At 62.0% G+C, this 22,673-nt stretch carries 20 protein-coding genes; 7 read left to right on the plus strand and 13 right to left on the minus strand.

What is annotated here, in order from left to right; genetic code table 11:
• The 6 genes from pcaH to pcaR form a co-directional block, all read right to left on the minus strand.
• Positions 1-705: a protocatechuate 3,4-dioxygenase subunit beta gene (pcaH, locus tag BW992_RS00235; RefSeq protein WP_072432154.1), complete on the minus strand. Its 705-nt coding sequence runs from the start codon at positions 703-705 to the stop codon at positions 1-3.
• Between the two features lie 36 nt (positions 706-741).
• On the minus strand, positions 742-1,947 hold the full coding sequence (pcaF, locus tag BW992_RS00240; RefSeq protein WP_172834646.1) for a 3-oxoadipyl-CoA thiolase: 1,206 nt from the start codon (positions 1,945-1,947) through the stop codon (positions 742-744).
• Positions 1,944-2,723, minus strand: coding sequence for a CoA-transferase subunit beta (locus tag BW992_RS00245; protein WP_072459482.1), 780 nt, complete (start codon positions 2,721-2,723; stop codon positions 1,944-1,946). The genes pcaF and BW992_RS00245 overlap by 4 nt, the downstream gene beginning before the upstream one ends.
• A complete protein-coding gene (locus BW992_RS00250; protein ID WP_072398834.1) occupies positions 2,720-3,580 on the minus strand; it encodes a CoA transferase subunit A in 861 nt (286 codons plus the stop codon). Before BW992_RS00250 ends, BW992_RS00245 begins: the two co-directional genes overlap by 4 nt.
• A 216-nt stretch (positions 3,581-3,796) precedes the next feature.
• Positions 3,797-5,143, minus strand: a complete 1,347-nt coding sequence (locus BW992_RS00255) for an MFS transporter (protein ID WP_076405253.1) — start codon at positions 5,141-5,143, stop codon at positions 3,797-3,799.
• 247 nt (positions 5,144-5,390) lie between these two features.
• A complete protein-coding gene (gene pcaR / locus BW992_RS00260) occupies positions 5,391-6,233 on the minus strand; it encodes a pca regulon transcriptional regulator PcaR (RefSeq protein WP_072398836.1) in 843 nt (280 codons plus the stop codon).
• A gap of 594 nt (positions 6,234-6,827) precedes the next feature.
• Here pcaR and BW992_RS00265 point away from each other — a divergent pair.
• Positions 6,828-7,028 (plus strand): hypothetical protein, encoded by a 201-nt coding sequence (locus tag BW992_RS00265; protein WP_072432151.1) that lies wholly within the window; start codon positions 6,828-6,830, stop codon positions 7,026-7,028.
• Between the two features lie 364 nt (positions 7,029-7,392).
• Positions 7,393-8,868, plus strand: coding sequence for an inorganic phosphate transporter (locus tag BW992_RS00270; protein ID WP_072398838.1), 1,476 nt, complete (start codon positions 7,393-7,395; stop codon positions 8,866-8,868).
• Between the two features lie 161 nt (positions 8,869-9,029).
• Here the strand turns inward: BW992_RS00270 and ccoM are convergent, their stop codons facing one another.
• From ccoM to BW992_RS00280, 3 genes are all read right to left on the minus strand, one after another.
• Positions 9,030-9,146 (minus strand): cytochrome c oxidase subunit CcoM, encoded by a 117-nt coding sequence (gene ccoM, locus BW992_RS27380; RefSeq protein WP_279567505.1) that lies wholly within the window; start codon positions 9,144-9,146, stop codon positions 9,030-9,032.
• A gap of 143 nt (positions 9,147-9,289) precedes the next feature.
• Entirely contained in the window at positions 9,290-9,457 is a 168-nt protein-coding gene (locus BW992_RS27035) for a hypothetical protein (RefSeq protein ID WP_092182018.1), read from the minus strand.
• A 94-nt stretch (positions 9,458-9,551) separates the two neighbouring features.
• Positions 9,552-9,893, minus strand: a complete 342-nt coding sequence (locus BW992_RS00280) for an aspartate-semialdehyde dehydrogenase (protein WP_072398840.1) — start codon at positions 9,891-9,893, stop codon at positions 9,552-9,554.
• A gap of 249 nt (positions 9,894-10,142) precedes the next feature.
• Between BW992_RS00280 and rapA the strand changes: the two genes are divergently transcribed.
• Positions 10,143-12,989, plus strand: a complete 2,847-nt coding sequence (rapA, locus tag BW992_RS00285) for an RNA polymerase-associated protein RapA (RefSeq protein WP_072398841.1) — start codon at positions 10,143-10,145, stop codon at positions 12,987-12,989.
• A gap of 225 nt (positions 12,990-13,214) precedes the next feature.
• On the opposite strand, the gene BW992_RS00290 is transcribed toward rapA, so the two are convergent.
• The 4 genes from BW992_RS00290 to BW992_RS00305 form a co-directional block, all read right to left on the minus strand.
• A complete protein-coding gene (locus BW992_RS00290; protein ID WP_072398842.1) occupies positions 13,215-14,057 on the minus strand; it encodes a cache domain-containing protein in 843 nt (280 codons plus the stop codon).
• Between the two features lie 191 nt (positions 14,058-14,248).
• The gene (locus BW992_RS00295) at positions 14,249-15,124 is read right to left on the minus strand and encodes an ATPase (RefSeq protein WP_072459487.1); all 876 of its coding nucleotides are present in this window, start codon (positions 15,122-15,124) and stop codon (positions 14,249-14,251) included.
• Positions 15,125-15,231: 107 nt separating this feature from the next.
• Complete coding sequence (locus BW992_RS00300) at positions 15,232-16,215, minus strand: NAD-dependent epimerase/dehydratase family protein (RefSeq protein ID WP_076405255.1); 984 nt, start codon at positions 16,213-16,215, stop codon at positions 15,232-15,234.
• Between the two features lie 84 nt (positions 16,216-16,299).
• A complete protein-coding gene (locus tag BW992_RS00305) occupies positions 16,300-17,199 on the minus strand; it encodes a LysR family transcriptional regulator ArgP (RefSeq protein ID WP_072398845.1) in 900 nt (299 codons plus the stop codon).
• Positions 17,200-17,294: 95 nt separating this feature from the next.
• On the opposite strand from BW992_RS00305, the gene BW992_RS00310 reads away from it, so the two are divergent.
• The 4 genes from BW992_RS00310 (at position 17,295) to BW992_RS00325 (ending at position 22,579) form a co-directional block, all read left to right on the plus strand.
• Positions 17,295-17,897, plus strand: coding sequence for a LysE/ArgO family amino acid transporter (locus BW992_RS00310; protein ID WP_072398846.1), 603 nt, complete (start codon positions 17,295-17,297; stop codon positions 17,895-17,897).
• 174 nt (positions 17,898-18,071) lie between these two features.
• Positions 18,072-18,668 (plus strand): superoxide dismutase, encoded by a 597-nt coding sequence (locus BW992_RS00315; protein WP_072398847.1) that lies wholly within the window; start codon positions 18,072-18,074, stop codon positions 18,666-18,668.
• A gap of 309 nt (positions 18,669-18,977) precedes the next feature.
• Entirely contained in the window at positions 18,978-21,029 is a 2,052-nt protein-coding gene (locus tag BW992_RS00320) for a putative bifunctional diguanylate cyclase/phosphodiesterase (protein ID WP_072398848.1), read from the plus strand.
• 206 nt (positions 21,030-21,235) lie between these two features.
• Positions 21,236-22,579 carry an imelysin family protein gene (locus BW992_RS00325; RefSeq protein ID WP_072398849.1) on the plus strand — a complete coding sequence of 448 codons (1,344 nt, stop codon included), beginning with the start codon at positions 21,236-21,238 and terminating at the stop codon, positions 22,577-22,579.
• The last annotated feature ends 94 nt before the right edge of the window (positions 22,580-22,673 follow it).

Raw genomic sequence — 22,673 nt, forward strand, 5'->3', positions numbered from 1 at the left:
TTATTTCTCCATCGGCGTGGCATCGCGGCCGCGCAATACGATGTCCCAACGATAACCGAGGGCGTAGTGGGGAACGGTTTTTTCCAGGTCGAAACGGGCGATCAGGCGCTCCTTGGCGCTGGTATCCGGCACGCAGTTGTAGATCGGGTCGTAGGCCAGCAACGGGTCGCCGGGAAAATACATCTGCGTCACCAGGCGCGTCAGGATGCTCGGACCGAACAATGAGAAATGGATATGCGCCGGACGCCAGGCGTTGTGGTGGTTGCCCCAGGGATAGGCACCGGGCTTGATCGTCTGGAACTGGTACCAGCCATCGGCATCGGTGACGGTACGGCCGGTGCCGGTGAAGTTGGGGTCCAGGGGGGCGTCGTGCTTGTCGCGGTCATGGTGATAGCGCCCGGCGGCGTTGGCCTGCCAGATCTCCACCAGGATGCCCGGCACGGGTTGGCCATGTTCATCGAGCACGCGCCCGTGAATGATGATCCGCTCTCCCAACGGCTCGCCGGCATGCTGGGCGGTCAGGTCGTTGTCCTTCTCTTTCAGGCGCTCGGCGCCGATGGTCGGACCGGTGATTTCCGACAGCGAATGAGGCAGGTGCACCAACGGCTTGGAGGGTGAGCGCAGGTTGGTGGACTGGTATGGCGGGTGCAGGTATTGCGGCTGGGTGCCCGCTTGAGGGCGACGGTAACCAGGCTTGTCAGTCATGAAGCATTCCTCGGTTTCTTATTGGTAGACGACGTATCAGACGCGTTCGATGGCCAACGCCAGCCCCTGGCCGACACCGACGCACATGGTTGCCAGTCCTTTCTTGCCGCCGGTCTTTTCCAGCTGATGCAATGCGGTCAATACCAGTCGCGCCCCGCTCATGCCCAGCGGATGACCCAGGGCGATGGCGCCGCCGTTCGGGTTGACCTGCGGCGCATCGTCCGCCAGGCCCAATTCGCGCAGCACCGCCAGGCCCTGGCTGGCAAAGGCTTCGTTGAGCTCGATAACATCGAAATCCGCCACCGCCAGGCCCAGCCGTTCGGTGAGCTTGCGCACCGCCGGGACCGGGCCGATGCCCATTACCCGTGGGGCCACTGCGGCACTGGCCATGCCCAGCACTTTGCCTCGCGGGGTAAGGCCGTGTTTCTTCACGGCCTCGGCCGACGCCAGGATCATGGCCGCCGCGCCATCGTTCACCCCCGACGCGTTGCCGGCGGTGACGGTCTTGTCCGGGCCGTTGACCGGCTTGAGTCTGCTCAAGGCCTCAAGCGTGGTGTCGGCGCGTGGATGCTCATCCTGCTCGACCACGGTTTCGCCCTTCTTGTGGGCGATGCGCACCGGAACGATTTCTTCCGCGAAAAAACCCGCCGCCTGGGCCACGGCCGTGCGCTGTTGGCTGCGCAGGGCGAAAGCGTCCTGGTCGGCCCGGGACACGGCGTAATCGTCTGCCACGTTGTCCGCGGTCTGCGGCATCGCGTCCACGCCGTACTGGGCTTTCATCAACGGGTTGATGAAGCGCCAGCCGATGGTGGTGTCTTCCAGTTTCAGGTTGCGCGAAAACGCCGCGTCGGCCTTGCCCATCACAAAAGGCGCCCGGGACATCGATTCCACGCCGCCAGCGATGGCCAGCTCCATTTCTCCGCTGGCGATGGCGCGGAAGGCCGTACCGACAGCGTCCATGCCTGAAGCACAGAGGCGATTGAGAGTCACGCCGGGAATGCTCTGGGGCAGGCCCGCCAGCAACAGCGCCATGCGCGCCACGTTGCGGTTGTCTTCGCCGGCCTGGTTGGCACAACCAAGGAACACCTCGTCCACCGCGTTCCAGTCCACCGAGGGATTTCGCTCCATCAATGCCCTGAGGGGCACCGCTGCCAGGTCATCGGCCCGCACGGCGGACAATGCGCCGCCAAAGCGGCCGATGGGGGTTCGAATCGCATCACAGATATAGACGTCGCGCATCAGGCTTCTCCCGGTGCCTGGCCGTGGGCCGCCGCGGTACGCGCTTCCAGGTCGCGCAGTGCGCGCAGCTCTGCCTCGGTCGGCTCGGCGGTGGTGTATACCTGGTCGGCGAAACGGATCGCCCACCCGGTGGCGGCAATGACCTGCTCGCGGGTCACGCCTGGGTGCAATGAGGTGACCACAAACTCATGGCTGCCGGCTTCCGGCTCCATGATGCACAGGTCGGTGATGATCCCCACGGGGCCGGCCCCCGGCAGGCCCAGGCGCTGGCGGGAATCGCCCCCCTCGCCGTGCCCCACGGAAGTGATGAAATCCAGCTTGTCGACAAACGACCGCGCCGACTGCTTGAGGATGATCAGCACGCTCTTGGCGGAACCGGCGATTTCCGGCGCACCCCCGGCCCCTGGCAGACGGACTTTCGGTTGGTGGTAGTCGCCCACCACCGTGGTGTTGATGTTACCGAAGCGGTCGACCTGCGCCGCGCCCAGGAAGCCGACGTCGATACGCCCGCCCTGCAGCCAATAGCGAAAAATCTCACCGGTCGGTACGACGGTGTCAGCGGTTTCCGCCAGCTCGCCGTCGCCGATGGACAGCGGCAGGACGCTGGGCTTGGCCCCGATCGGACCGGACTCGTAGATCAGCACCACATCCGGCGATGAGGTCAACCGCGCCAGGTTGGCCGCTTTCGACGGCAGGCCGATGCCAACGAAGCACACGGCATTGTTCTGCAACCGGCGGGCCGCGGCGACGGTCATCATTTCGTTGGTGGAGTAGGTCATGGTTTCACCTGCGAAGCGGCTGCCAGTCTGGCCTGGAATTCATTGAAATCACGGGTACCGTGGATGTATTCGTCGATCCAGGCGGTAAACGTCCCACGATCCCGAGCAATAGGATCCCACGCCTGATAAAAACGATTGTCACGTTCGGTGTAGCCGTGGGCATAGGACGGATGGGCACCACCCGGCACATGGCACACCGCACTCAACGCCCACGTCGGCAACACACAGGCGTTCATCGGCGCGTTCAAGTCGTCGACGATTTCTTCCACCGTGACGATGCAACGCTTGGCCGCCAGGGCAGCTTCCTTCTGCACACCCAGGATGCCCCAGAGCAGCACGTTACCCTTGCGGTCGGCTTTCTGGGCATGGATCACCGTGACGTCGGGACGCACGGAGGGCACGGCGGCCAGGACTTCCCCGGTGAAGGGGCAGGTCACGCTTTTGATCAGCGGGTTGACCTTGGGCAAGTCGGAGCCGGCGTAGGCCCGCAAGACGGCGAACGGCAGGCCCGAGGCCCCGGCGACGTAGGCATTGGCCAGGTCGGCGTGGCTGTGTTCCTCGATTTCCATCGGGTGCGGCCACTGCTTCTCCACCGCGTCACGCAGGCGGTGCAGCGAGCCCACGCCTGGGTTACCGCCCCAGGAGAAAATCAGCTTGCGGGCACAGCCGGCGCCGATCAACTGGTCATAGATCAGGTCGGGGGTCATCCGTACCAGGGTCAGGTCTTTCTTGCCCTGGCGAATGATTTCATGACCCGCCGCCGTCGGAATCAGGTGAGTGAAGCCTTCCAGTGCGACGGTATCGCCGTCGTTCACGAATTGCTTCACCGCGTCGTGCAGCGAAAGGATTTCAGCCATGGGGCAGGCTCCGTTTTCCAGTGGACCGACATGAAGAAAAAGGCGCGAGGTCAAGCGCCGGAATGGCTGAAGATTAAGCTGCGTAAAAAAGCCAAACAATCCGATAATCGACTGAGTGTTCGTTTATCGAACAGATTGTTGTTTGGCTATCGATTGATCCAGATACACAGAGAAACCTGTGGGGGCGGCTCGCTCCCCAGGGTTCATCTCAGCGCCTCAGGTTGCATCCGCATGGCTGACGAGGCCTTTGATCACCACCGCCGTGGTCGCCAGGGCGGCCGGAATGACCAGGGCGGTCAGGACCTGCTCGAAGTTCCAGCCCAGGCCCAGCAGGGTCGCCCCCATCCAGGCGCCGAGGATGGCGCCGAAACGACCGATGCCCAGCATCCAGGACACGCCGGTGGCACGGCCTTGGGTCGGATAGAAGCGCGCCGCCAGGGACGGCATGGCCGATTGCGCACCGTTGACACACATACCGGCCACCAGCACCAGGGTGGCGAGCAAGGTGATGTGTCCCAGGCTCTGCCCCACCGCGTAGGCAAACACCCCGGCCAACAGGTAGAACAGGCCAATGACCTTGTGCGGATTGAACCGGTCCATGGCCCAGCCCACGCCGACCGCGCTCAGTACGCCACCGAACTGGAACAGAGCCCCGATGAACGCGGCCTGCTCCATGCTCGCGCCGCTGTCGCGCATCAAGGTCGGCAGCCAACTGGTCAACAGGTAGACGATCACCAGGCCCATGAAGTAGGTCAGCCACAACAGCAGCGTCCCGGCGCTGTAGATACCGGAGAAAATCACCGCCAGCACGTTGCGGGCCTTGACGGTTTTCTGCTCCGGCACGCTGAAACTGGCCGCCTGGGCAATCGTGGCCGGCTCGATCGGCGCCAACGCCTGGCGGACCTTTTCGGTGCCACGGTTGCGCACCAACAGGTAGCGAGCCGACTCCGGCAGCCAGAACACCAGCACCAGCGCGAGAATCAGCGGCAGGATCCCGCCGATCAGCAGCAAGCTGTGCCAGCCGAACGCCGGTATCAACTTGGCCGAGATGAACCCACCGCCAGCCATGCCCAGGTTGAAACCGCAGAACATGCTGGTCACCAGCAGGGATTTCTTGCGTTCCGGGGTGTACTCCGACAGCAGGGTGGTCGCGTTGGGCATCCCGGCCCCCAACCCCAGGCCAGTGAGGAAGCGCAGCACCAGCAGTTGATCCACATTGGTGCTATAGGCCGACGCCAGGCTGAATGCGCCGAACAGCACGACCGCGCCTACCAACACCACTTTTCGCCCGAAGCGGTCGGCCAGGGGGCCGGAACCCAACGCGCCAAATACCATGCCGATCAAGGCCGCACTCATCACCGGTCCGAGGCTGGCGCGGTCGATGCCCCAGTCCTGGGACAGCGCCGGAGCGATAAAGCCCATGGCCGCCGTATCCAGGCCATCGAGGAAGACAATCAGAAAGCAGAGGATCACCACCCGCCACTGGTAGCGAGAAATGGGCTGGGCATTGATGAAGGACTGAACGTCGAGGCAATTGCCTACGCGAATCTGAGGCTGGTTCATGGTGGCTCTCATTATTATTGTGTCGGGTCACCCCTGCTCCTGCCGTGAGAATCACGGCGCCGGATGACGCTGTCGCGACATTAATGAGGCCACCCAAATACCGTCAATTCGCTGGAGGCGACTGTGGGCGTTTATCGAACAGCTTAAGCTCTGTACGAAACGTCTTGAGACGAAGGTCAGGCAATGCGGTTTTCAACGCAGCATGAACGAGCATCGAGGCTTTTCGCCCAGGCGTCGCCTGCGCGGCCTAGGCGAACAGCTGCGCACTCAGGTCGCGACTGGCCCCCAGCAACCCCGGCAGGAAACGTTGTTCCAGTTCCGTACGACTGACCCGCCCGGCATGGGTACTGACATTCAGCGCCGCCACCACCTGGCCGGACGCGTCGTATACCGGCACGGCAATGGAACGCAGGCCTTGCTCCAGCTCCTGGTCGACGATGCACCAGCCCTGCTGGCGTACCTGTTGCAGGCATTCGAGCAATGCTTCGGGTGTGTGCAGGGTGCGGCTGGTCTTGGCCTGCAGGTCGGCATGGTCGAGGTAGTCACGCAGCGATGCGTCATCCAGGGCGGCCAGCAGAATCCTGCCCATCGAGGTGCAATAGGCTGGCAGTCGGCCACCGACGGACAAATCCACGGAGATCAGTCGCTGAGTAGTGGCCGAGCGGGCGATATAGAGAATATCGTCCCCTTCAAGCGTCGCCATGTTGCAGGCCTCGTGCAGCTGTTCGCTCATGCGGTCCAGGTACGGCTGGGCGGAAACGGCCAGCGGCGTCGAGGACAGGTAGGCATGGCCGAGGGTCAGCACTTTGGGCAGCAGCGAATAGGTGCGCCCATCCGTGGTGGCGTAGCCGAGCTTGATCAAGGTGTGCAGGCAACGCCTGACCGCCGCGCGGGGAATTTCCGTGCGATGGCTGATCTGGGCGATGGTCAGGTGGCGTTTGCGCTCCTGGAACGCCTGGACCACGGCCAGGCCACGGGCCAGGGAGGTCATGAAGTCCGGATCGCCGGTCAGGGCCTGGATCCGTTTGGCCGGCGAGGCGACGATCGGTGGCGCTACAGAAGAGAAGGCGCTGCGCAATTGGTCGTTCATGTCTGGTGCTTCCCCGGGAATGGCGACTATTACAAACGGCTACGCGGCGGACAGACAAGGCCCGACCGGGCAACATCGTTCGATTATCGAACCGGCGACCGATAATCGCAATTGGCAAATGGACGCTTGCCTCGTCGGCGAAATGCCGACGAGGGTCATAAAACAACGTGTCGACGATTTGATTCGGACAACAGGCAGTGGATATTGAACTTGTCGTCCTGGATGGCGTCAGGATACTGTCGTGGAATGTCCCATCGTTTGAAATCTAATTGCCATAACTTGCACATACAAATATTGATTCACACAACAACCGCCGCTTTATTTTTTTCCCGATAGTGTTATCCGAGCGGGTCGCTATAATGCACTTCAGGACGGCACGGACAATCGACCGCTACTGTCCGAAGGTACCAGGGCTCATGGAAATCCTGGTACCGACAGCAGGTACCTGAAGCACCTCCATGGCCGCTTCCCCCTGTATTGGCAACAACACGAAGCCCTGATGCTACGTCAGCTGTCAGCTCTGGTGCCGTGGCCGTCTGCGTCTGCGTACGCAGTGCGTATCACCAGATTCATTTCACTTTATTAGGTAATACTGTGACGAAAGACGAACTGCGCGCGGAACTTGAGCGCCAGGAACAACGTTACAAGGAAGTTTACGGCGGGGAAGTCACCACCTACGCCGCACAACCTGAACCGGAACGCAAACCCTGGCGCAAACGTGCCACTGTTCAGGACCAGGCTTTCAACCAGGAACTTCAGAAAATGGAAAAGGAACTCCGGGCCGAAGAACGATGACACGCCTGGCCTGATGTTCCCGTGCAACGGTATCCGGCCGACACCCGGGTCGGATGCCGATACGCAAGCCCGTCATGAGCGGGCCGCCTCCTGTCAGGTTCTGGCAAGCCCACCATTGGCCGGCTCTCACCTTTCAGATATTTCATACACTTCTTGAAAGCCCCCCTGAGCAGCTGGAAACGCCCAGCCCGCCTTGCTTTTCGCCCCTGAATCAAGGGGTTGCGCAGCCCAGGGAAAACCTTGTCGGAAAAGGTTTCCTACAAATTATTTCGTAGAAGAATGCTACCGATGAGCAGGGAAGGCATCGATTGACGCGGTTTTCTGGCATAATCGCGCCCCCTTACGACCGGGTCAGAAAACCTTCATGATCGATTTATTCAGCGGACTGGATGCTTGGGTGCTTGTGAGCCTCTTGCTCGCCCTGGCTTTTGTCCTCGCCTTCGAGTTCATCAACGGCTTTCATGACACCGCTAACGCGGTTGCCACTGTTATCTACACCAAGGCCATGCCGCCTCACCTGGCGGTGTTCTTCTCCGGTGTGTTCAATTTCCTCGGCGTGCTGCTCGGAGGCGTGGGCGTAGCCTACGCCATCGTGCACCTGTTGCCGGTGGAACTGCTGATCAATGTGAACACCGGGCACGGGTTGGCCATGGTGTTCTCGCTGCTTGCAGCGGCCATCACCTGGAACCTGGGCACCTGGTACTTCGGTATCCCGGCTTCCAGCTCCCACACGCTGATCGGCTCGATCCTCGGCGTGGGCCTGGCCAACGCGTTGATCAACGACATCCCCCTGGCCGACGGCGTGAACTGGCAGAAAGCGATCGATATCGGCGCGTCCCTGGTGTTCTCGCCCATGGCCGGCTTCCTGATTGCCGCCCTGGTATTGATCGGCCTGAAATGGTGGCGTCCGCTGTCGAAGATGCACAAGACGCCGGAGCAGCGTCGCAAGATCGACGACAAGAAGCATCCGCCGTTCTGGAACCGCCTGGTCCTGGTGATTTCAGCCATGGCCGTCAGCTTCGTCCACGGCTCCAACGATGGCCAGAAAGGTATCGGCCTGATCATGCTGGTGCTGATCGGTATCGTGCCGGCGCAGTTCGTCCTCGACCTGAACAGCACCACCTACCAGATCGAACGCACCCGCGACGCCACGCTGCACCTGAGCCAGTTCTACCAGCGCAACAACGAATCCCTGGGCGAATACCTGGCGCTGGGCAAGAGCGTGAACGGCGACCTGCCCGAGAAATTCCGCTGCAACCCGCAGCAGACCGAACCGACCATCAATGCCTTGCTCGACACCCTCAAGGGTGTGGCCGACTATCACTCGCTGCCATCGGAAAAGCGCATCGAGGTGCGTCGCTACCTGCTCTGCCTGGACGACACGGCGAAGAAAGTGGGCAAGCTGCCTGGCCTGGCCGCCCGCGAGAAGGATGACCTGAACAAGCTGCGCAAGGACCTGACCGCCACCACCGAGTACGCTCCGTTCTGGGTGATCCTGGCCGTCGCCCTGGCCCTGGGCCTGGGGACCATGGTCGGTTGGAAACGCGTGGTGCTGACCATCGGCGAGAAGATCGGCAAGCAGGGCATGACCTATGCCCAGGGTATGTCCGCACAGATCACCACCGCGTGCATGATCGGCATGGCGAACATCTTCAGCCTGCCGGTTTCCACCACCCATGTGCTGTCCTCCGGCGTGGCAGGCACCATGGTTGCCAACAAGAGCGGCCTGCAAGGCGGCACGGTGCGCAACATCCTGCTGGCCTGGGTGCTGACCCTGCCAGCCACGGTGGGCCTGTCGGCCGCGCTGTTCTGGCTCGCCTCCACCGCCATCGTCAGCTGATTCCAGCGGCTACAAAAAAAAGGTGCGACCCTGGCGGATCGCACCTTTTTTATACTCAAGACTTTCTACAGCGGTTTTGGGTAGAAGCAGAAAACTTGCAAAAAAAAAGGGCGACCGAAGTCGCCCAAAATGCCTTGCGTGCTCGTTGCAGCTGGAAAGACTTATGGCTTTCTACGCTTATGTGCGTCTTTCCAGATGAATAATCCAAATACAGCGAAGAATACGAACATGAGGCCGACCGTCAGTATCCCGGCAAACACCACATTATCGAAAAACATGACTGGCCTCCTGGTCTTGCCCCGTTGTGATGGGTTCAAGTTAACCAATCAGGCCTGGATGAAAATTGACCGGGGTCAATAACGCTCGCAACTGAGGGAAAAGGCGGGGCAATAACTGATCTGTATCAATGGAACGAGGGGGTTCAGCGCTTTTTCGGCTTGTTCTTGTTCTTGGCTTTCTTTCCGGGCTTGCCCAGAGGCATGGCCTGCTCGAAAGCCTGGCGAACTTCATTGAGGCGTTTTTCGTTGAGGTCGTGAACGCGCTTGGCGCGTTCGGCGCTGAGGTCGATCAGCTTGTCGTCTTGGCTCATGGCGTCCGGGATCATGCAGTGGATTGCGAATGCCTCCATGATGCGGACTGTTGGCGGCGTTGACCAGCCTGCCTTCGTCGCAAACATGCGGATTTCAGATCTGGATGTCGACCCACAGCCCCTGGCGCGACTCGCCTTCCACCAGCGGTACCACGGGCACGGTGTTATCGGCATTGAGCTCGGTACCCGGTACGGCCAGGTGTTCTTCGGGATCCTCATCCGCTTCACGGCGGCGCCTGTCCCGCTCCTGCTGGCGACGCTGTTCCTCGCGCAACAACAGCGCGGCCTCTTCCGGATCCTGCTGCTTGAGGTCGATGGTGGTTTCGTTGGAGCCTTGCTGCACCGGGGTCACGGGCGGAATATCCGGTCGCGGACGGATCGGATCCTGTTGAGCTGTAATCGGTACGGCGCTCAAGGGGAGCGTGGGTGGCAACATAAGAATCTCCTGTCTTCAGGTTGTCGGCTGCGAGGCAGGCAGCTTGAACCGCCGGTCTGAAACTTGTGACCCGGTTGGCATTAATGCAGATCGCACACAAGCTTGTTTGATCACCCAGCCAGCTTAAGTTCCATGGAAGCGGTTGATCGATACCTGTCGATGACTACCCTTGGTGCGTGCGTATTTCCTTTGGTCTGAGGGATCATTCCGTTAAGATAGCCGGCTTTTTCAAGGCGGGAGTCAGGCAGCATGGCGCAGCAGTATCAACCGGGGCAACGCTGGATCAGTGACAGCGAAGCGGAGTTGGGTTTAGGCACCGTTCTGGCACAGGACGGCCGCTTGTTGACCGTGCTCTACCCGGCCACTGGCGACACTCGCCAGTACGCGCTACGGAATGCGCCCCTCACCCGTGTGCGGTTTTCGCCGGGCGATGTGATCACTCATTTCGAAGGCTGGAAGATGACCGTGCGCGAAGTCGATGACGTCGACGGACTGCTGGTCTACCACGGCCTCAACGGGCAGAACGAAGTCGTGACCCTGCCTGAGACCCAACTGTCGAACTTCATCCAGTTCCGCCTGGCCAGCGACCGCCTGTTCGCCGGCCAGATCGACCCGCTGGCCTGGTTCTCCCTGCGCTACTACACCCTCGAGCATACCAGCCGGCAGCTGCAGTCCCCGCTATGGGGCCTGGGCGGCGTCCGTGCCCAACCCATCGCGCACCAGCTGCACATTGCCCGAGAAGTGGCCGACCGCATCGCCCCTCGGGTATTGCTGGCGGACGAAGTGGGCCTGGGCAAGACCATCGAGGCCGGCCTGGTCATACACCGCCAGTTGCTGTCCGGACGGGCCAGCCGTGTGCTGATCCTGGTTCCGGAAAACCTCCAGCACCAATGGCTGGTGGAAATGCGCCGGCGCTTCAACCTGCAGGTCGCCCTGTTCGATGAAGAACGCTTTATCGAAAGCGATGCCAGCAACCCGTTCGAAGACACCCAGTTGGCCCTGGTCGCACTGGAGTGGCTGGTGGACGACGAAAAGGCCCAGGACGCGCTGTTTGCCGCCGGCTGGGACCTGATGGTGGTCGATGAAGCCCATCACCTGGTCTGGCACGAAGACCGGGTCAGCCCTCAATACGCGCTGGTCGAACAACTGGCCGAGACGATCCCGGGTGTGTTGCTGCTGACGGCGACCCCGGAACAGTTGGGACAGGACAGCCACTTTGCCCGCCTGCGCCTGCTGGACCCGAACCGTTTCCACGACCTCAAGGCCTTCCGCGCCGAAAGCGAGAACTATCGCCCGGTGGCCGAAGCCGTGCAGGAGCTGCTGGACAAGGGCCGCCTCTCGCCCGAAGCCCACCAGACCATCCACGGCTTCCTGGGCAACGAAGGCGAAGCCTTGCTGACCGCCGTCAACGATGGCGATGTCGAAGCCAGTGCCCGCCTGGTGCGCGAACTGCTGGACCGCCACGGCACCGGCCGGGTCCTGTTCCGCAACACCCGCGCCGCGGTGCAGGGCTTCCCGGAGCGCAAGCTGCATGCCTATCCGCTGCCGTGCCCTGACCAGTACCTCGAACTGCCTTTGGGCGATCACGCCGAGCTGTATCCGGAAGTCAGCTTCCAGGCCCAGACGGACACCGGCGAGGAAGAGCGCTGGTGGCGCTTCGATCCGCGCGTCGAGTGGCTGATCGACACCCTGAAGATGCTCAAGCGCACCAAAGTGCTGGTGATCTGCGCCCACGCCGAAACCGCCATGGATCTGGAAGACGCCCTGCGCGTACGCTCCGGCATCCCGGCCACGGTGTTCCACGAGGGCATGAGCATCCTGGAGCGTGACCGCGCAGCCGCCTATTTCGCCGACGAAGAGTTTGGCGCCCAGGTGTTGATCTGCTCGGAAATCGGCAGCGAAGGCCGCAACTTCCAGTTTGCCCACCACTTGGTGCTGTTCGATCTGCCAGCGCACCCGGACCTGCTGGAACAACGTATCGGACGCCTGGACCGGATCGGCCAGAAGCACACCATCGAGTTGCATGCGCCGTACCTGGAAACCAGCCCCCAGGCACGCCTGTTCCAGTGGTATCACGAAGCCCTGAATGCGTTCCTCAACACTTGCCCGACCGGCAACGCCCTGCAGCATCAGTTCGGCCCGCGCCTGCTGCCACTACTGGAAGAAGCCGACGACGGCGAGTGGCAAGCGCTGATCGACGAGGCTCGCGCCGAGCGCGAACGCCTGGAAGCCGAGCTGCACACCGGTCGCGACCGCCTGCTGGAGCTCAACTCCGGCGGCGCTGGCGAAGGCGATGCACTGGTGGAGGCCATTCTCGAGCAGGATGACCAGTTCGCCCTGCCGATCTACATGGAAACCTTGTTCGACGCGTTCGGCATCGACAGTGAGGACCATTCGGACAACGCACTGATTCTCAAGCCGAGCGAAAAGATGCTCGATGCCAGCTTCCCGCTGGGCGACGACGAAGGCGTGACCATCACCTACGACCGCAACCAGGCGCTGTCTCGCGAAGACATGCAGTTCATCACCTGGGAACACCCGATGGTGCAAGGCGGCATGGACCTGGTGCTGTCCGGCTCCATGGGCAACACCGCCGTGGCGCTGATCAAGAACAAGGCCCTCAAGCCGGGCACCGTGCTGCTGGAGCTGCTGTACGTCAGTGAGGTGGTCGCCCCGCGCTCGCTGCAACTGGGCCGCTACCTGCCGCCGGCCGCCTTGCGCTGCCTGCTGGACGCCAATGGCAACGACCTGGCCGCCCGGGTCTCTTTCGAGACCCTGAACGACCAGCTCGAAAGCGTGCCCCGCGCCAGCGCCAACAAGTTCATCCAGGCCCAGCGTGACCAACTCACACCGCGCATCAATGCCGGCGAAGAGAAAGTCGCCCCGCGTCACGCCGAACGCGTGGCCGAGGCCCAGCGCCGCCTGGCCGCCGATACCGACGAGGAACTGGCCCGCCTGACCGCGCTGCAAGCGGTCAACCCCACCGTGCGCGACAGCGAGCTGGTGGCCCTGCGTCAACAGCGCGAGCAAGGCCTGGCGATGCTCGAGAAGGCGGCGCTGCGCCTGGAAGCGATCCGAGTGCTGGTCGCAGGCTGATTGGCCCCGCGACTCAACAGGAGGCCCGCAGCGATGCGGGCCTTTTTAGTTATGCGAACCTGCCGAACATAGAAATGTCGGGCTGAGAACACGGTATACCGTGGCGAGGGGATTTATCCCCGTTGGGTTGCACCGCCCCTCTGCGTGCTAACGGATGATCGCGGCGCATGATGGATTCTGGGGTAACGGGGATAAATCCCCTCGCCATGGATCCACAAACCGTTCTCAAGGGCTGTAATACCCCACCGCCACCAGGAAATGTCCGACCTTCTTCAGGTACGCGTGCTTGTCCTCGACCTTGCCCGTTACTGGATTCTTCCAGCGATACTCATACTCCCCCGCATCCTGCTGGCCAAGCATGGCCAGGATCGGCTCACCCACCGGCTTGCCATCCGGGTCCTTGACCTTGGCGAAGTCGGTATTGATCAAGCGCAGGTTGGTGCCGTGTCCGACATAGCGCCGGGTATCGAGGTCCACGACGAAGACATACAGGTCATCCTGCAGATAACCGCCCTTGAGGGAGTTGATCGCCGCCAGGGTGGCCTTCTCGTTTTTCAGCAAGTCGTTCGAGGCCTTGTCCAGCAGCGCCCTGGCCTGTTCGGCGGAAGCCCGGGGCAGATAATAGCCAACGGCCAGGATGCGCTCGCCGACACGCTGGAAATACACATGCTTGCGCTCTACCTTGCCGTCCGCCCAGTTCTGCCAGCGGTATTCGGCCTGCTGGATGCCACTGGCCTCCGGGGTTTTCAAGGCGTCCTTGAAGGCCTTGCGCAAATCCGGCCCCAACACTTCGGAAACGTCTCTCCCGATCAACGCCGAGGAAGGCCCGCCGCTGGCCAGCATCACACCTTGGGTATCCACCACGAACACGTAACGATCCTTGTCGACGAACTCCCCCTGGCGGCTGAAGGCGGCAAAGGCCTTGTCGCCGTTGTCGTGGTAATAGGCCAAGGCCTTTTCCAGCAGCGCCCGGGCCGCCTGGCCATCGTCCCCGGTGGCCGCCTGGGCCTGGGCAAGCCCCAGCATCAACATCGCCCCCAGCCAGGCCATCTTGTGAAAAAGAACCATGCGCGCGCCCCTCGTTCTTGTTGGTGTTTCAAGAGCGTAGACGGCGCCGGATGATGTGGGAGTATTCAGGGGATTGCTGGGGTGCCTGGTGAGTCAGTGGCTAGTGCTATCGACTGACAGGACGTCATCGCGAGCTTGCTCGCGATAGCGGCGGCACATTCAGAAATGATGTGCACTATCGCGCAAAACGCTTATTGGGCCCGGGCGTTGAGCTGCTGCTGCAGATGCTGGATCTGTGCTTGCAAGGTGTTGATGTTGCGGGTGACCTGGCCGCGGAAGGCATCGAACTCGGCAGTGTTGCCACCCTTGTCCTGTTGGCTCTTGAGCACGATGACATCCTGCTCGAGACGGTCGATGGCAGAGTTGGAGGTGGCTCTTTTCAGCGCAGTGATGTCGGCACCGATGCTCTTGAGCTGGGCATCCAGGGCTCCGCCCTCGCCCTGGTTCTTCAGGGTGGTGACTTCAGCCACCAGCGCCTTGACCTGGGCCTGGAGCTCCTTGTTGGAAGCCTGAAGCTGGGTATTGGTGTTCTGCTGTTCGGAGGCCTGGGCAATGAGCTGGGCCAGTTCCTTGTCCAGGTCAGCGGACGGACCGAACGTGGCTTGCTGTTGCCTGTACTGCTCCAGCAGCTTGCTGTCGAATTGCCGTCCCTGCTCCTGCAACTTGTTGTCCAATTGCTTGATCTGCGCTTTCAAGGCTTCACTGTCGCTCATGACATTGGACTGCCCGGCGACCACCTTGCCGGAGATGTCCTGCAGGCGCCCCGCCGCGTCCTCGCTGATGCGGGCGAAACTTTCCTGGGTAGCCACCAGTTGCTGTTCCATGAGGGAGATCTGCTGGAAGCTCCACCAGGCCAGGAACGCGAATGCACACGACAGCGCGCCGATCAGCGCCCACAGCGGTCCGGTGCTGGGCCCCTTGACCCGGGCCGCCGCGACCGGGGCCGTGCGTGCCTGTACGTGGGGCGGGCGGTTGGGCAAAAAGTCATCGTCATCGGGAATGTCGGCCCGCACCCGCAGGCTCGGAACATCATCGAAGTCGTCGTTGGCATCGTTACGCATGGGCATGGGTTCAACCTTTGGGAAACCGGTGATGGCTTGATGCGGCGAGTATAACCCCCTCGCCCGCCGCACCGATTGACCCCGAACCCGGCACTCGGTTCATGACGGGCCGATCAGCGGCCTGTCCACCAGGCACAGAACTCATCGAGGGCCGTCCACAGGCTGACCTGCGGATCGTAATCGAGATAATGCCGGGCCCGACCGATGTCGAGGGTGAAATGCCTGTTCATGACCTGCATGCCCAGCCGCGAGAGCGTCGGCTCGGGGCGACCCGGCCATAATTTGCAGACGCCTTCGTTCAAGGCCGCGACGCTGTAGGCCAAACCGTAGGAACGGTAACGCCGAACCTGTGGGACGTCCATCCGGCGCATCACATAGTTGACCACATCCCACAACGGAACCGGCACCCCGTTGCTGATGTTATAGGCCTTGCCCAGGGCGGAGCCGGTGGCCAGCAAACTGCTGAGCAGGGCTTCGTTGAGGTTCTGCACACTGGTGAAATCCACCTTGTTCAAACCGTTGCCGATGATCGCCAGTCGACCCTTGCGTTGCATCTTCAACAGCCGCGGGAAAATGCTCATGTCCCCCGCCCCGGTCACGAAGCGCGGTCGCAGGGCCAGTACCTCAAGCCCGAATTCCTGGGCACCGAAGACCTTCTGCTCGGCCAGGTACTTGGTGGCCGCGTACGGATGAGCGAAGCGCTTGGGCACCTGGTCCTCGGTCAGCCCTAGGTGGTCGCGGCCGTCAAAATAGATCGACGGGGACGACAGGTGGACCAGGCGCCGGACCTTCTGCTTGAGGCAGGCCTCGACGATGTTTTCCGTGAGCTGGACGTTGCCCTGGTGGAAATCCTGATAGCGTCCCCAGAGCCCCACCGCGCCGGCGCAATGCACCACAGCCTCGACATCCTGGCACAGGTCGCGGGCCAGCAGCGGATCGCTCAGGTCCCCCGGGACGAACTGCGCACCGCGACGCACCAGGTGCTCCACGCTCTCGGCCCGGCGTCCGTTGACCCGCACATCCAGGCCCTGCTCCAGGGCGAAACGCGCGAAGCGCCCGCCAATGAAGCCGCTTGCGCCGGTGACCAGAATCTTCATGCATACTCCCAACAAGTGCAGCGGCGGGCTGCGTGCCCCCCGGTGCCGGTTAATCTCTACTCTACGCCGCTTGCGGCTTGACGCTTATCGCGGCTCCCAAGGCACCAGCGACTGGCCGCAGGCGCGGACCAATCGATCGGTCAGCAAGCCGAGCAATTGTCCGCCATTGCGCCAATGATGCCAGTACAACGGCACATCGATGGGTTTATCTGCAAGCAACTCCACCAGTTCGCCCCGGGCCAGTTGCTCACGCACTTGCAGCTCTGGCACCAGCCCCCAGCCAAGGCCGACCTCGGCGAGGCGGATAAAACCTTCGGACGACGGACAGAGATGGTGCTCGAATCCCCCTTCCACACCCAGTGAGGCCAGGTAGCGGTGCTGGAGGAAATCATCCGGGCCGAATACGAGCGCCGGTGTACGGGCCAGTTGGTCGGCGCGTACGCCATCGGGAAAATGCCGGGCGATGAAAGCCGGGCTGGCCAGCGCGCGGTAGCGCATGGCCCCGAGCAAGACGCTGCGGGCACCGGCCACCGGGCGTTCACTGGCGCAGACACAGGCCGCCACCTCACCGGCGCGCATGCGCTTGAGGCCGACGGTCTGATCCTCCACCACCAGATCCATCAGCAACTGATGCTCGGCACAGAAGCTGCCCACCGCCGCCGCCCACCAGGTCGCCAGGCTGTCGGCGTTCAAGGCGATGCGCAGGCGCTCGGGTACGCCCTCCTCATCCAGCGCCGGAACCAGGCTCTGCAGGTCTCGCTCCAGCAGACGCACCTGCTGCACATGGTTGAGCAACCGCCGGCCGATCTCGGTAGGCGCCGGCGGCGTGGCGCGCACCAGCACCGGCTGGCCGACCCGCGCCTCCAGCAACTTGATGCGCTGGGAAATGGCCGATTGCGAGAGGCCCAGCACCTGGGCGGCACGCTCGAAGCCGGCTTGCTCGACGACCGCCGCCAATGCGGAAAGCAATTTGTAATCGAACATCAGTTTCTCTAATGAGCAATCAGCAGGATTGGTTTTTCTTATACCCCTTCCCACCGGAGAATAGCCAGCATTGAACCTTCGATGGAGAAACAATGATGTGGCAAAGCTATGTGAACGGCTTGTTGGTGGCCTTAGGCCTGATCATGGCCATTGGCGCTCAGAATGCCTTTGTACTGGCCCAAAGCTTGCGCCGTGAGCACCATCTGCCTGTGGCCGCCCTGTGCGTCACTTGCGATGCGCTGCTGGTGATGGCCGGTGTGTTCGGGCTGGCGACGCTGCTGGCCCAGAGCCCGCTGCTGCTGTCGATCGCTCGCTGGGGCGGCGCGGCGTTCCTGCTCTGGTACGGCAGCCAGGCCTTGCGCCGGGCCTGTTCGAAACAGAGCCTGCAGGAAGGTGAAAAACAAGCCGTGCGCTCACTGCGGGCGGTACTGCTCAGCGCATTGGCGGTGACACTGCTCAACCCACACGTGTATCTGGACACCGTGTTGCTGATCGGCTCCCTCGGCGCCCAGCAGAGTGTTCCCGGCGCCTACGTCGTGGGCGCGGCAAGTGCCTCTCTGCTGTGGTTCTTCACCCTGGCCCTGGGGGCCGCCTGGCTCGCCCCGTGGCTGGCCCGGCCCACGACATGGCGGGTATTGGACGTGCTGGTGGCGGTGATGATGTTTACCGTGGCGGTGCAATTGATCGTCGCCGGCTGATTATTGCAAACCGCTCTGGAACCTCTATCCCACACAGTTGTTGCGTGGTTATGCCGCACCCCCGGTGCTATGATCCGACCTTGCGCCGCAAAGAGTACAAACTCCCCGGCGCTTGTCTGGCCGCCCGTGATCGGCCTTGCGCTCACCGCAACTGACCTGATTAGGAGAATCACCATGGCTTTCGAATTGCCGCCGCTGCCCTACGCACACGATGCACTGCAGCCGCACATCTCCAAAGAGACTCTGGAATACCACCACGACAAGCACCACAACACCTATGTCGTGAACCTGAACAACCTGGTGCCAGGCACCGAGTTCGAAGGCAAGACCCTGGAAGAAATCGTCAAGACTTCCTCGGGCGGTATCTTCAACAACGCCGCTCAGGTCTGGAACCACACCTTTTACTGGAACTGCCTGGCCCCTGACGCCGGCGGTCAGCCTACCGGCGCCCTGGCCGAAGCCATCAACAAGGCCTTCGGTTCGTTCGACAAGTTCAAGGAAGAGTTCAGCAAGACGTCCATCGGCACCTTCGGCTCCGGCTGGGGCTGGCTGGTGAAGAAAGCCGACGGCTCCCTGGCCCTGGCCAGCACCATCGGCGCCGGCAACCCGCTGACCAGCGGCGACACCCCGCTGCTGACCTGCGACGTCTGGGAGCACGCCTACTACATCGACTACCGCAACCTTCGTCCGAAATACGTCGAAGCGTTCTGGAACCTGGTCAACTGGAAATTCGTGGCCGAGCAGTTCGAAGGCAAGACCTTCACTGCCTGATTGCCGAAGCCAGATCCAAGAGAACCCGGCGCCTCGCCGGGTTTTTTTTACCTTGCGTGAATGCCTTCGCAAGTCAGCGGGCCAGGAACGACCTCACGTCCGAATTCCAATAAAAAATCCCCCGAGGGCTCAAGTTGCGCCCCCCTCCAACCGACACAATGGGCGTAGAGCAATCACTCTGAAAGAACCGTATATCGGCCATGTTCCAGGCGAAATTCCTTGTGTTTGATTGTCCCTTTGACTGACATCACAGGATTGCCAATACTCATGGCAACTTGACGCTACCCGCACGGTACAAGGAATCCCTCTTTGAAGCTGGAATTAAAGAACAGCTTGTCTGTGAAGTTGCTCCGGGTCGTGCTCATCTCGGCATTGATCGTTGGCGTGGTCTTGAGCTGCGCCCAGATCGTGTTCGATGCCTACAAAACCAACCAGGCCGTCTCCAGCGACGCCCAGCGCATTCTCGACATGTTCCGCGATCCCTCGACCCAGGCCGTCTACAGCCTCGATCGGGAGATGGGCATGCAAGTGATCGAGGGACTGTTCCAGGACAGGGCCGTGCGCATGGCCTCCATCGGCCACCCCCGCGAAACCATGCTCGCCGAAAAAAGCCGCCCCTTGCAGGAATCGGAGAGCCGCTGGCTGACCGATCTCATCCTGGACAAGGAGCGGACCTTCACTACCCAACTGGTGGGCCGCGGCCCCTACAGCGAATACTACGGCGACCTGAGCATTACCCTCGATACCGCCAGCTATGGCCACAGTTTCATCGTCAGCTCGGTGATCATCTTCATTTCCGGCATGCTGCGCGCCCTGGCGATGGGCCTGGTGCTGTACCTGGTCTATCACTGGATGCTGACCAAGCCCCTGTCGCGCATCATCGAACACCTGACCGAAATCAACCCCGACCGCCCCAGCGAACACCAGATTCCTCAATTGCGAGGCCATGAGCAGAACGAGCTGGGCCTGTGGATCAATACGGCCAACCAGTTGCTCGCCTCCATCGAGCGCAACACGCACCTGCGCCACGAGGCGGAAAACAGCCTGCTGAGAATGGCCCAGTACGATTTTCTCACCGGCCTGCCCAACCGCCAGCAACTCCAGCAGCAACTGGACAAGATCCTGGTGGACGCAGGACGCCTGCAACGCCGGGTGGCAGTGCTGTGCGTAGGCCTGGACGACTTCAAGGGCATCAACGAACAGTTCAGCTACCAGACCGGCGACCAGCTGCTGCTGGCCCTGGCCGATCGGCTGCGAGCCCACAGCGGACGCCTGGGCGCCCTGGCACGGCTGGGGGGCGACCAATTCGCCCTGGTCCAGGCCGATATCGAACAACCTTACGAAGCCGCCGAGCTGGCCCAGAGCATTCTCGATGACCTGGAAGCGCCCTTCGTCCTTGACGACCATGAAATCCGCCTGCGGGCCACCATCGGCATCACCCTTTTTCCCGAGGACGGTGGCAGTACCGAGAAGCTGCTGCAAAAAGCCGAGCAGACCATGACCCTGGCCAAGACTCGCTCGCGCAATCGTTATCAGTTCTACATCGCCAGTGTCGACAGCGAAATGCGCCGACGACGCGAGTTGGAAAAAGACCTGCGCGAAGCCCTGATCCGCGACCAGTTCACCCTCGTGTATCAACCGCAGATCAGCTATCGCGACCTGCGGGTGGTGGGTACCGAAGCCCTGATCCGCTGGCATCATCCGGAACACGGCTTCGTGCCACCCGACCTGTTCATTCCCCTGGCCGAGCAGAACGGCACCATCATCGCCATCGGCGAATGGGTGCTGGACCAGGCCTGCAAGCAACTGCGCGAATGGCACGACCAGGGGTTCATCGAACTGCGCATGGCGGTCAACCTGTCCACCGTGCAACTGCACCACGCCGAACTGCCGCGGGTGGTGAACAACCTGTTGCAGCGGTACCGCTTGCCGCCTCGCAGCCTGGAACTGGAAGTCACCGAAACCGGCCTGATGGAAGACATCACCACTGCCGCCCAGCATCTGCTGAGCCTGCGCCGTTCCGGTGCGCTGATCGCCATCGATGACTTCGGCACCGGCTATTCGTCCCTGAGTTACCTCAAGAGCCTGCCGCTGGACAAGATCAAGATCGACAAGAGCTTCGTCCAGGACCTGCTGGAAGACGAGGACGACGCGACCATCGTGCGGGCCATCATCCAGCTGGGCAAGAGCCTGGGGATGCAGGTGATTGCCGAAGGTGTGGAGACGGTCGAGCAGGAGGCCTACATCATCTCCGAAGGCTGCCACGAAGGTCAGGGCTACTACTACAGCAAACCCCTGCCGGCGCGGGAGCTGGGCGCTTACCTGAAACAGGCGCAACGCAGCAAGGCCCTCACTCTCTGAATACCTGAAAGACCACGGCTGGTTCGGTGCCTGCGGGGAACGGAAATGCCCCTGCAAAACGCCGGGCAAGGCTGTGATCTTTCATGAATGAACAAGAAATATTTACAGTCACGCCCTTTACACATAATGCAAATCTTTCGCATTATGTCGCACCTTTGCGCGCCCTCGCGCCAGTCCCCATTCATTACCGAAGCAGGATGTTTGCCATGATTCGTATGCCTCTGGCTTCCGCCAGTCTGCTGGCCATCGCTATTTCCCTCGCCGGTTGCGGCGAAGGCAAGGACAAGGCTGCCGCGCCGCAAGCGCCGACGCCGGCCGCCAGCACTGCGGCACCGGCCGCCCCTGCTGCCAGCGGCAAAGTCGACGAAGCTGCCGCCAAGGCCGTTGTCGCGCATTACGCCGACATCGTCTATGCCGTCTACAGCGATGCCGAATCCACCGCGAAAACCCTGCAGACCGCCATCGATGCATTCCTGGCCAAGCCGAACGCCGAGACCCTGAAAGCCGCCAAGGCAGCCTGGGTCGCCGCACGCGTGCCTTACCTGCAGAGCGAAGTGTTCCGCTTCGGCAACACCATCGTCGACGACTGGGAAGGCCAGGTGAACGCATGGCCCCTGGACGAAGGCCTGATCGACTATGTCGACAAGTCCTACGAGCACGCCTTGGGTAACCCGGGCGCCACGGCCAACATCATCGCCAATACCGAGGTCCAGGTGGGCGAAGACAAGGTCGACGTGAAGGACATCACCCCGGAAAAACTCGCCAGCCTCAATGAGCTGGGCGGTTCCGAGGCGAACGTCGCCACCGGTTACCATGCCATCGAATTCCTGCTGTGGGGCCAGGACCTCAACGGCACCGGCCCGGGTGCGGGCAACCGTCCGGCTTCGGACTACCTGGAAGGCGCCGGCGCCACCGGCGGCCACAACGACCGTCGCCGCGCCTACCTCAAGGCCGTGACCCAACTGCTGGTCAGCGACCTGGAAGAAATGGTCGGCAACTGGAAGCCGAACGTGGCCGACAACTACCGCGCCACCCTGGAAGCGGAACCTGCCGAAACCGGCCTGCGCAAGATGCTGTTCGGCATGGGCAGCCTGTCCCTGGGCGAACTGGCGGGCGAGCGCATGAAAGTGTCCCTGGAAGCCAATTCGCCAGAAGACGAGCAGGATTGCTTCAGCGACAACACCCATTACTCGCACTTCTACGATGCCAAGGGCATACGTAACGTCTACCTGGGCGAGTACACCCGCGTCGATGGCACCAAGATGACTGGCGCCAGCCTGTCGTCCCTGGTGGCCAAGGCCGATCCGGCCGTCGACACCACCCTGAAGGCCGAGCTGGCCGATACCGAAGCCAAGATCCAGGTCATGGTCGATCACGCCAACAAGGGTGAGCACTACGACCAGTTGATCGCCGCAGGCAACACCGCGGGCAACCAGATCGTGCGCGACGCCATCGCCGCGCTGGTCAAGCAGACCGGTTCGATCGAACAGGCCGCCGGCAAGCTGGGCATCAGCGACCTGAACCCGGACAACGCCGATCACGAGTTCTGATCGACGCTGGCTGGCTGCGGGTCAACGCAGCCAGCCAAGCCACAAAACCTGTGGGAGCGGGCTTGCTCGCGATAGGGGTCTGTCAGTCGATATA

This window comes from Pseudomonas sp. 7SR1, assembly GCF_900156465.1.
Lineage (GTDB): Bacteria > Pseudomonadota > Gammaproteobacteria > Pseudomonadales > Pseudomonadaceae > Aquipseudomonas.

What these genes read in the sequence shown, in the direction of transcription:
- pcaH (WP_072432154.1), bottom strand. Translation starts at nt 705, where the DNA reads ATGACTGACAAGCCTGGTTACCGTCGCCCTCAAGCGGGCACCCAGCCG.
- BW992_RS00245 (WP_072459482.1), bottom strand. Translation starts at nt 2,723, where the DNA reads ATGACCTACTCCACCAACGAAATGATGACCGTCGCCGCGGCCCGCCGG.
- BW992_RS00250 (WP_072398834.1), bottom strand. Translation starts at nt 3,580, where the DNA reads ATGGCTGAAATCCTTTCGCTGCACGACGCGGTGAAGCAATTCGTGAAC.
- BW992_RS00255 (WP_076405253.1), bottom strand. Translation starts at nt 5,143, where the DNA reads ATGAACCAGCCTCAGATTCGCGTAGGCAATTGCCTCGACGTTCAGTCC.
- pcaR (WP_072398836.1), bottom strand. Translation starts at nt 6,233, where the DNA reads ATGAACGACCAATTGCGCAGCGCCTTCTCTTCTGTAGCGCCACCGATC.
- BW992_RS00270 (WP_072398838.1), top strand. Translation starts at nt 7,393, where the DNA reads ATGATCGATTTATTCAGCGGACTGGATGCTTGGGTGCTTGTGAGCCTC.
- ccoM (WP_279567505.1), bottom strand. Translation starts at nt 9,146, where the DNA reads ATGTTTTTCGATAATGTGGTGTTTGCCGGGATACTGACGGTCGGCCTC.
- BW992_RS27035 (WP_092182018.1), bottom strand. Translation starts at nt 9,457, where the DNA reads ATGAGCCAAGACGACAAGCTGATCGACCTCAGCGCCGAACGCGCCAAG.
- BW992_RS00280 (WP_072398840.1), bottom strand. Translation starts at nt 9,893, where the DNA reads ATGTTGCCACCCACGCTCCCCTTGAGCGCCGTACCGATTACAGCTCAA.
- rapA (WP_072398841.1), top strand. Translation starts at nt 10,143, where the DNA reads ATGGCGCAGCAGTATCAACCGGGGCAACGCTGGATCAGTGACAGCGAA.
- BW992_RS00290 (WP_072398842.1), bottom strand. Translation starts at nt 14,057, where the DNA reads ATGGTTCTTTTTCACAAGATGGCCTGGCTGGGGGCGATGTTGATGCTG.
- BW992_RS00295 (WP_072459487.1), bottom strand. Translation starts at nt 15,124, where the DNA reads ATGCCCATGCGTAACGATGCCAACGACGACTTCGATGATGTTCCGAGC.
- BW992_RS00300 (WP_076405255.1), bottom strand. Translation starts at nt 16,215, where the DNA reads ATGAAGATTCTGGTCACCGGCGCAAGCGGCTTCATTGGCGGGCGCTTC.
- BW992_RS00305 (WP_072398845.1), bottom strand. Translation starts at nt 17,199, where the DNA reads ATGTTCGATTACAAATTGCTTTCCGCATTGGCGGCGGTCGTCGAGCAA.
- BW992_RS00310 (WP_072398846.1), top strand. Translation starts at nt 17,295, where the DNA reads ATGTGGCAAAGCTATGTGAACGGCTTGTTGGTGGCCTTAGGCCTGATC.
- BW992_RS00315 (WP_072398847.1), top strand. Translation starts at nt 18,072, where the DNA reads ATGGCTTTCGAATTGCCGCCGCTGCCCTACGCACACGATGCACTGCAG.
- BW992_RS00325 (WP_072398849.1), top strand. Translation starts at nt 21,236, where the DNA reads ATGATTCGTATGCCTCTGGCTTCCGCCAGTCTGCTGGCCATCGCTATT.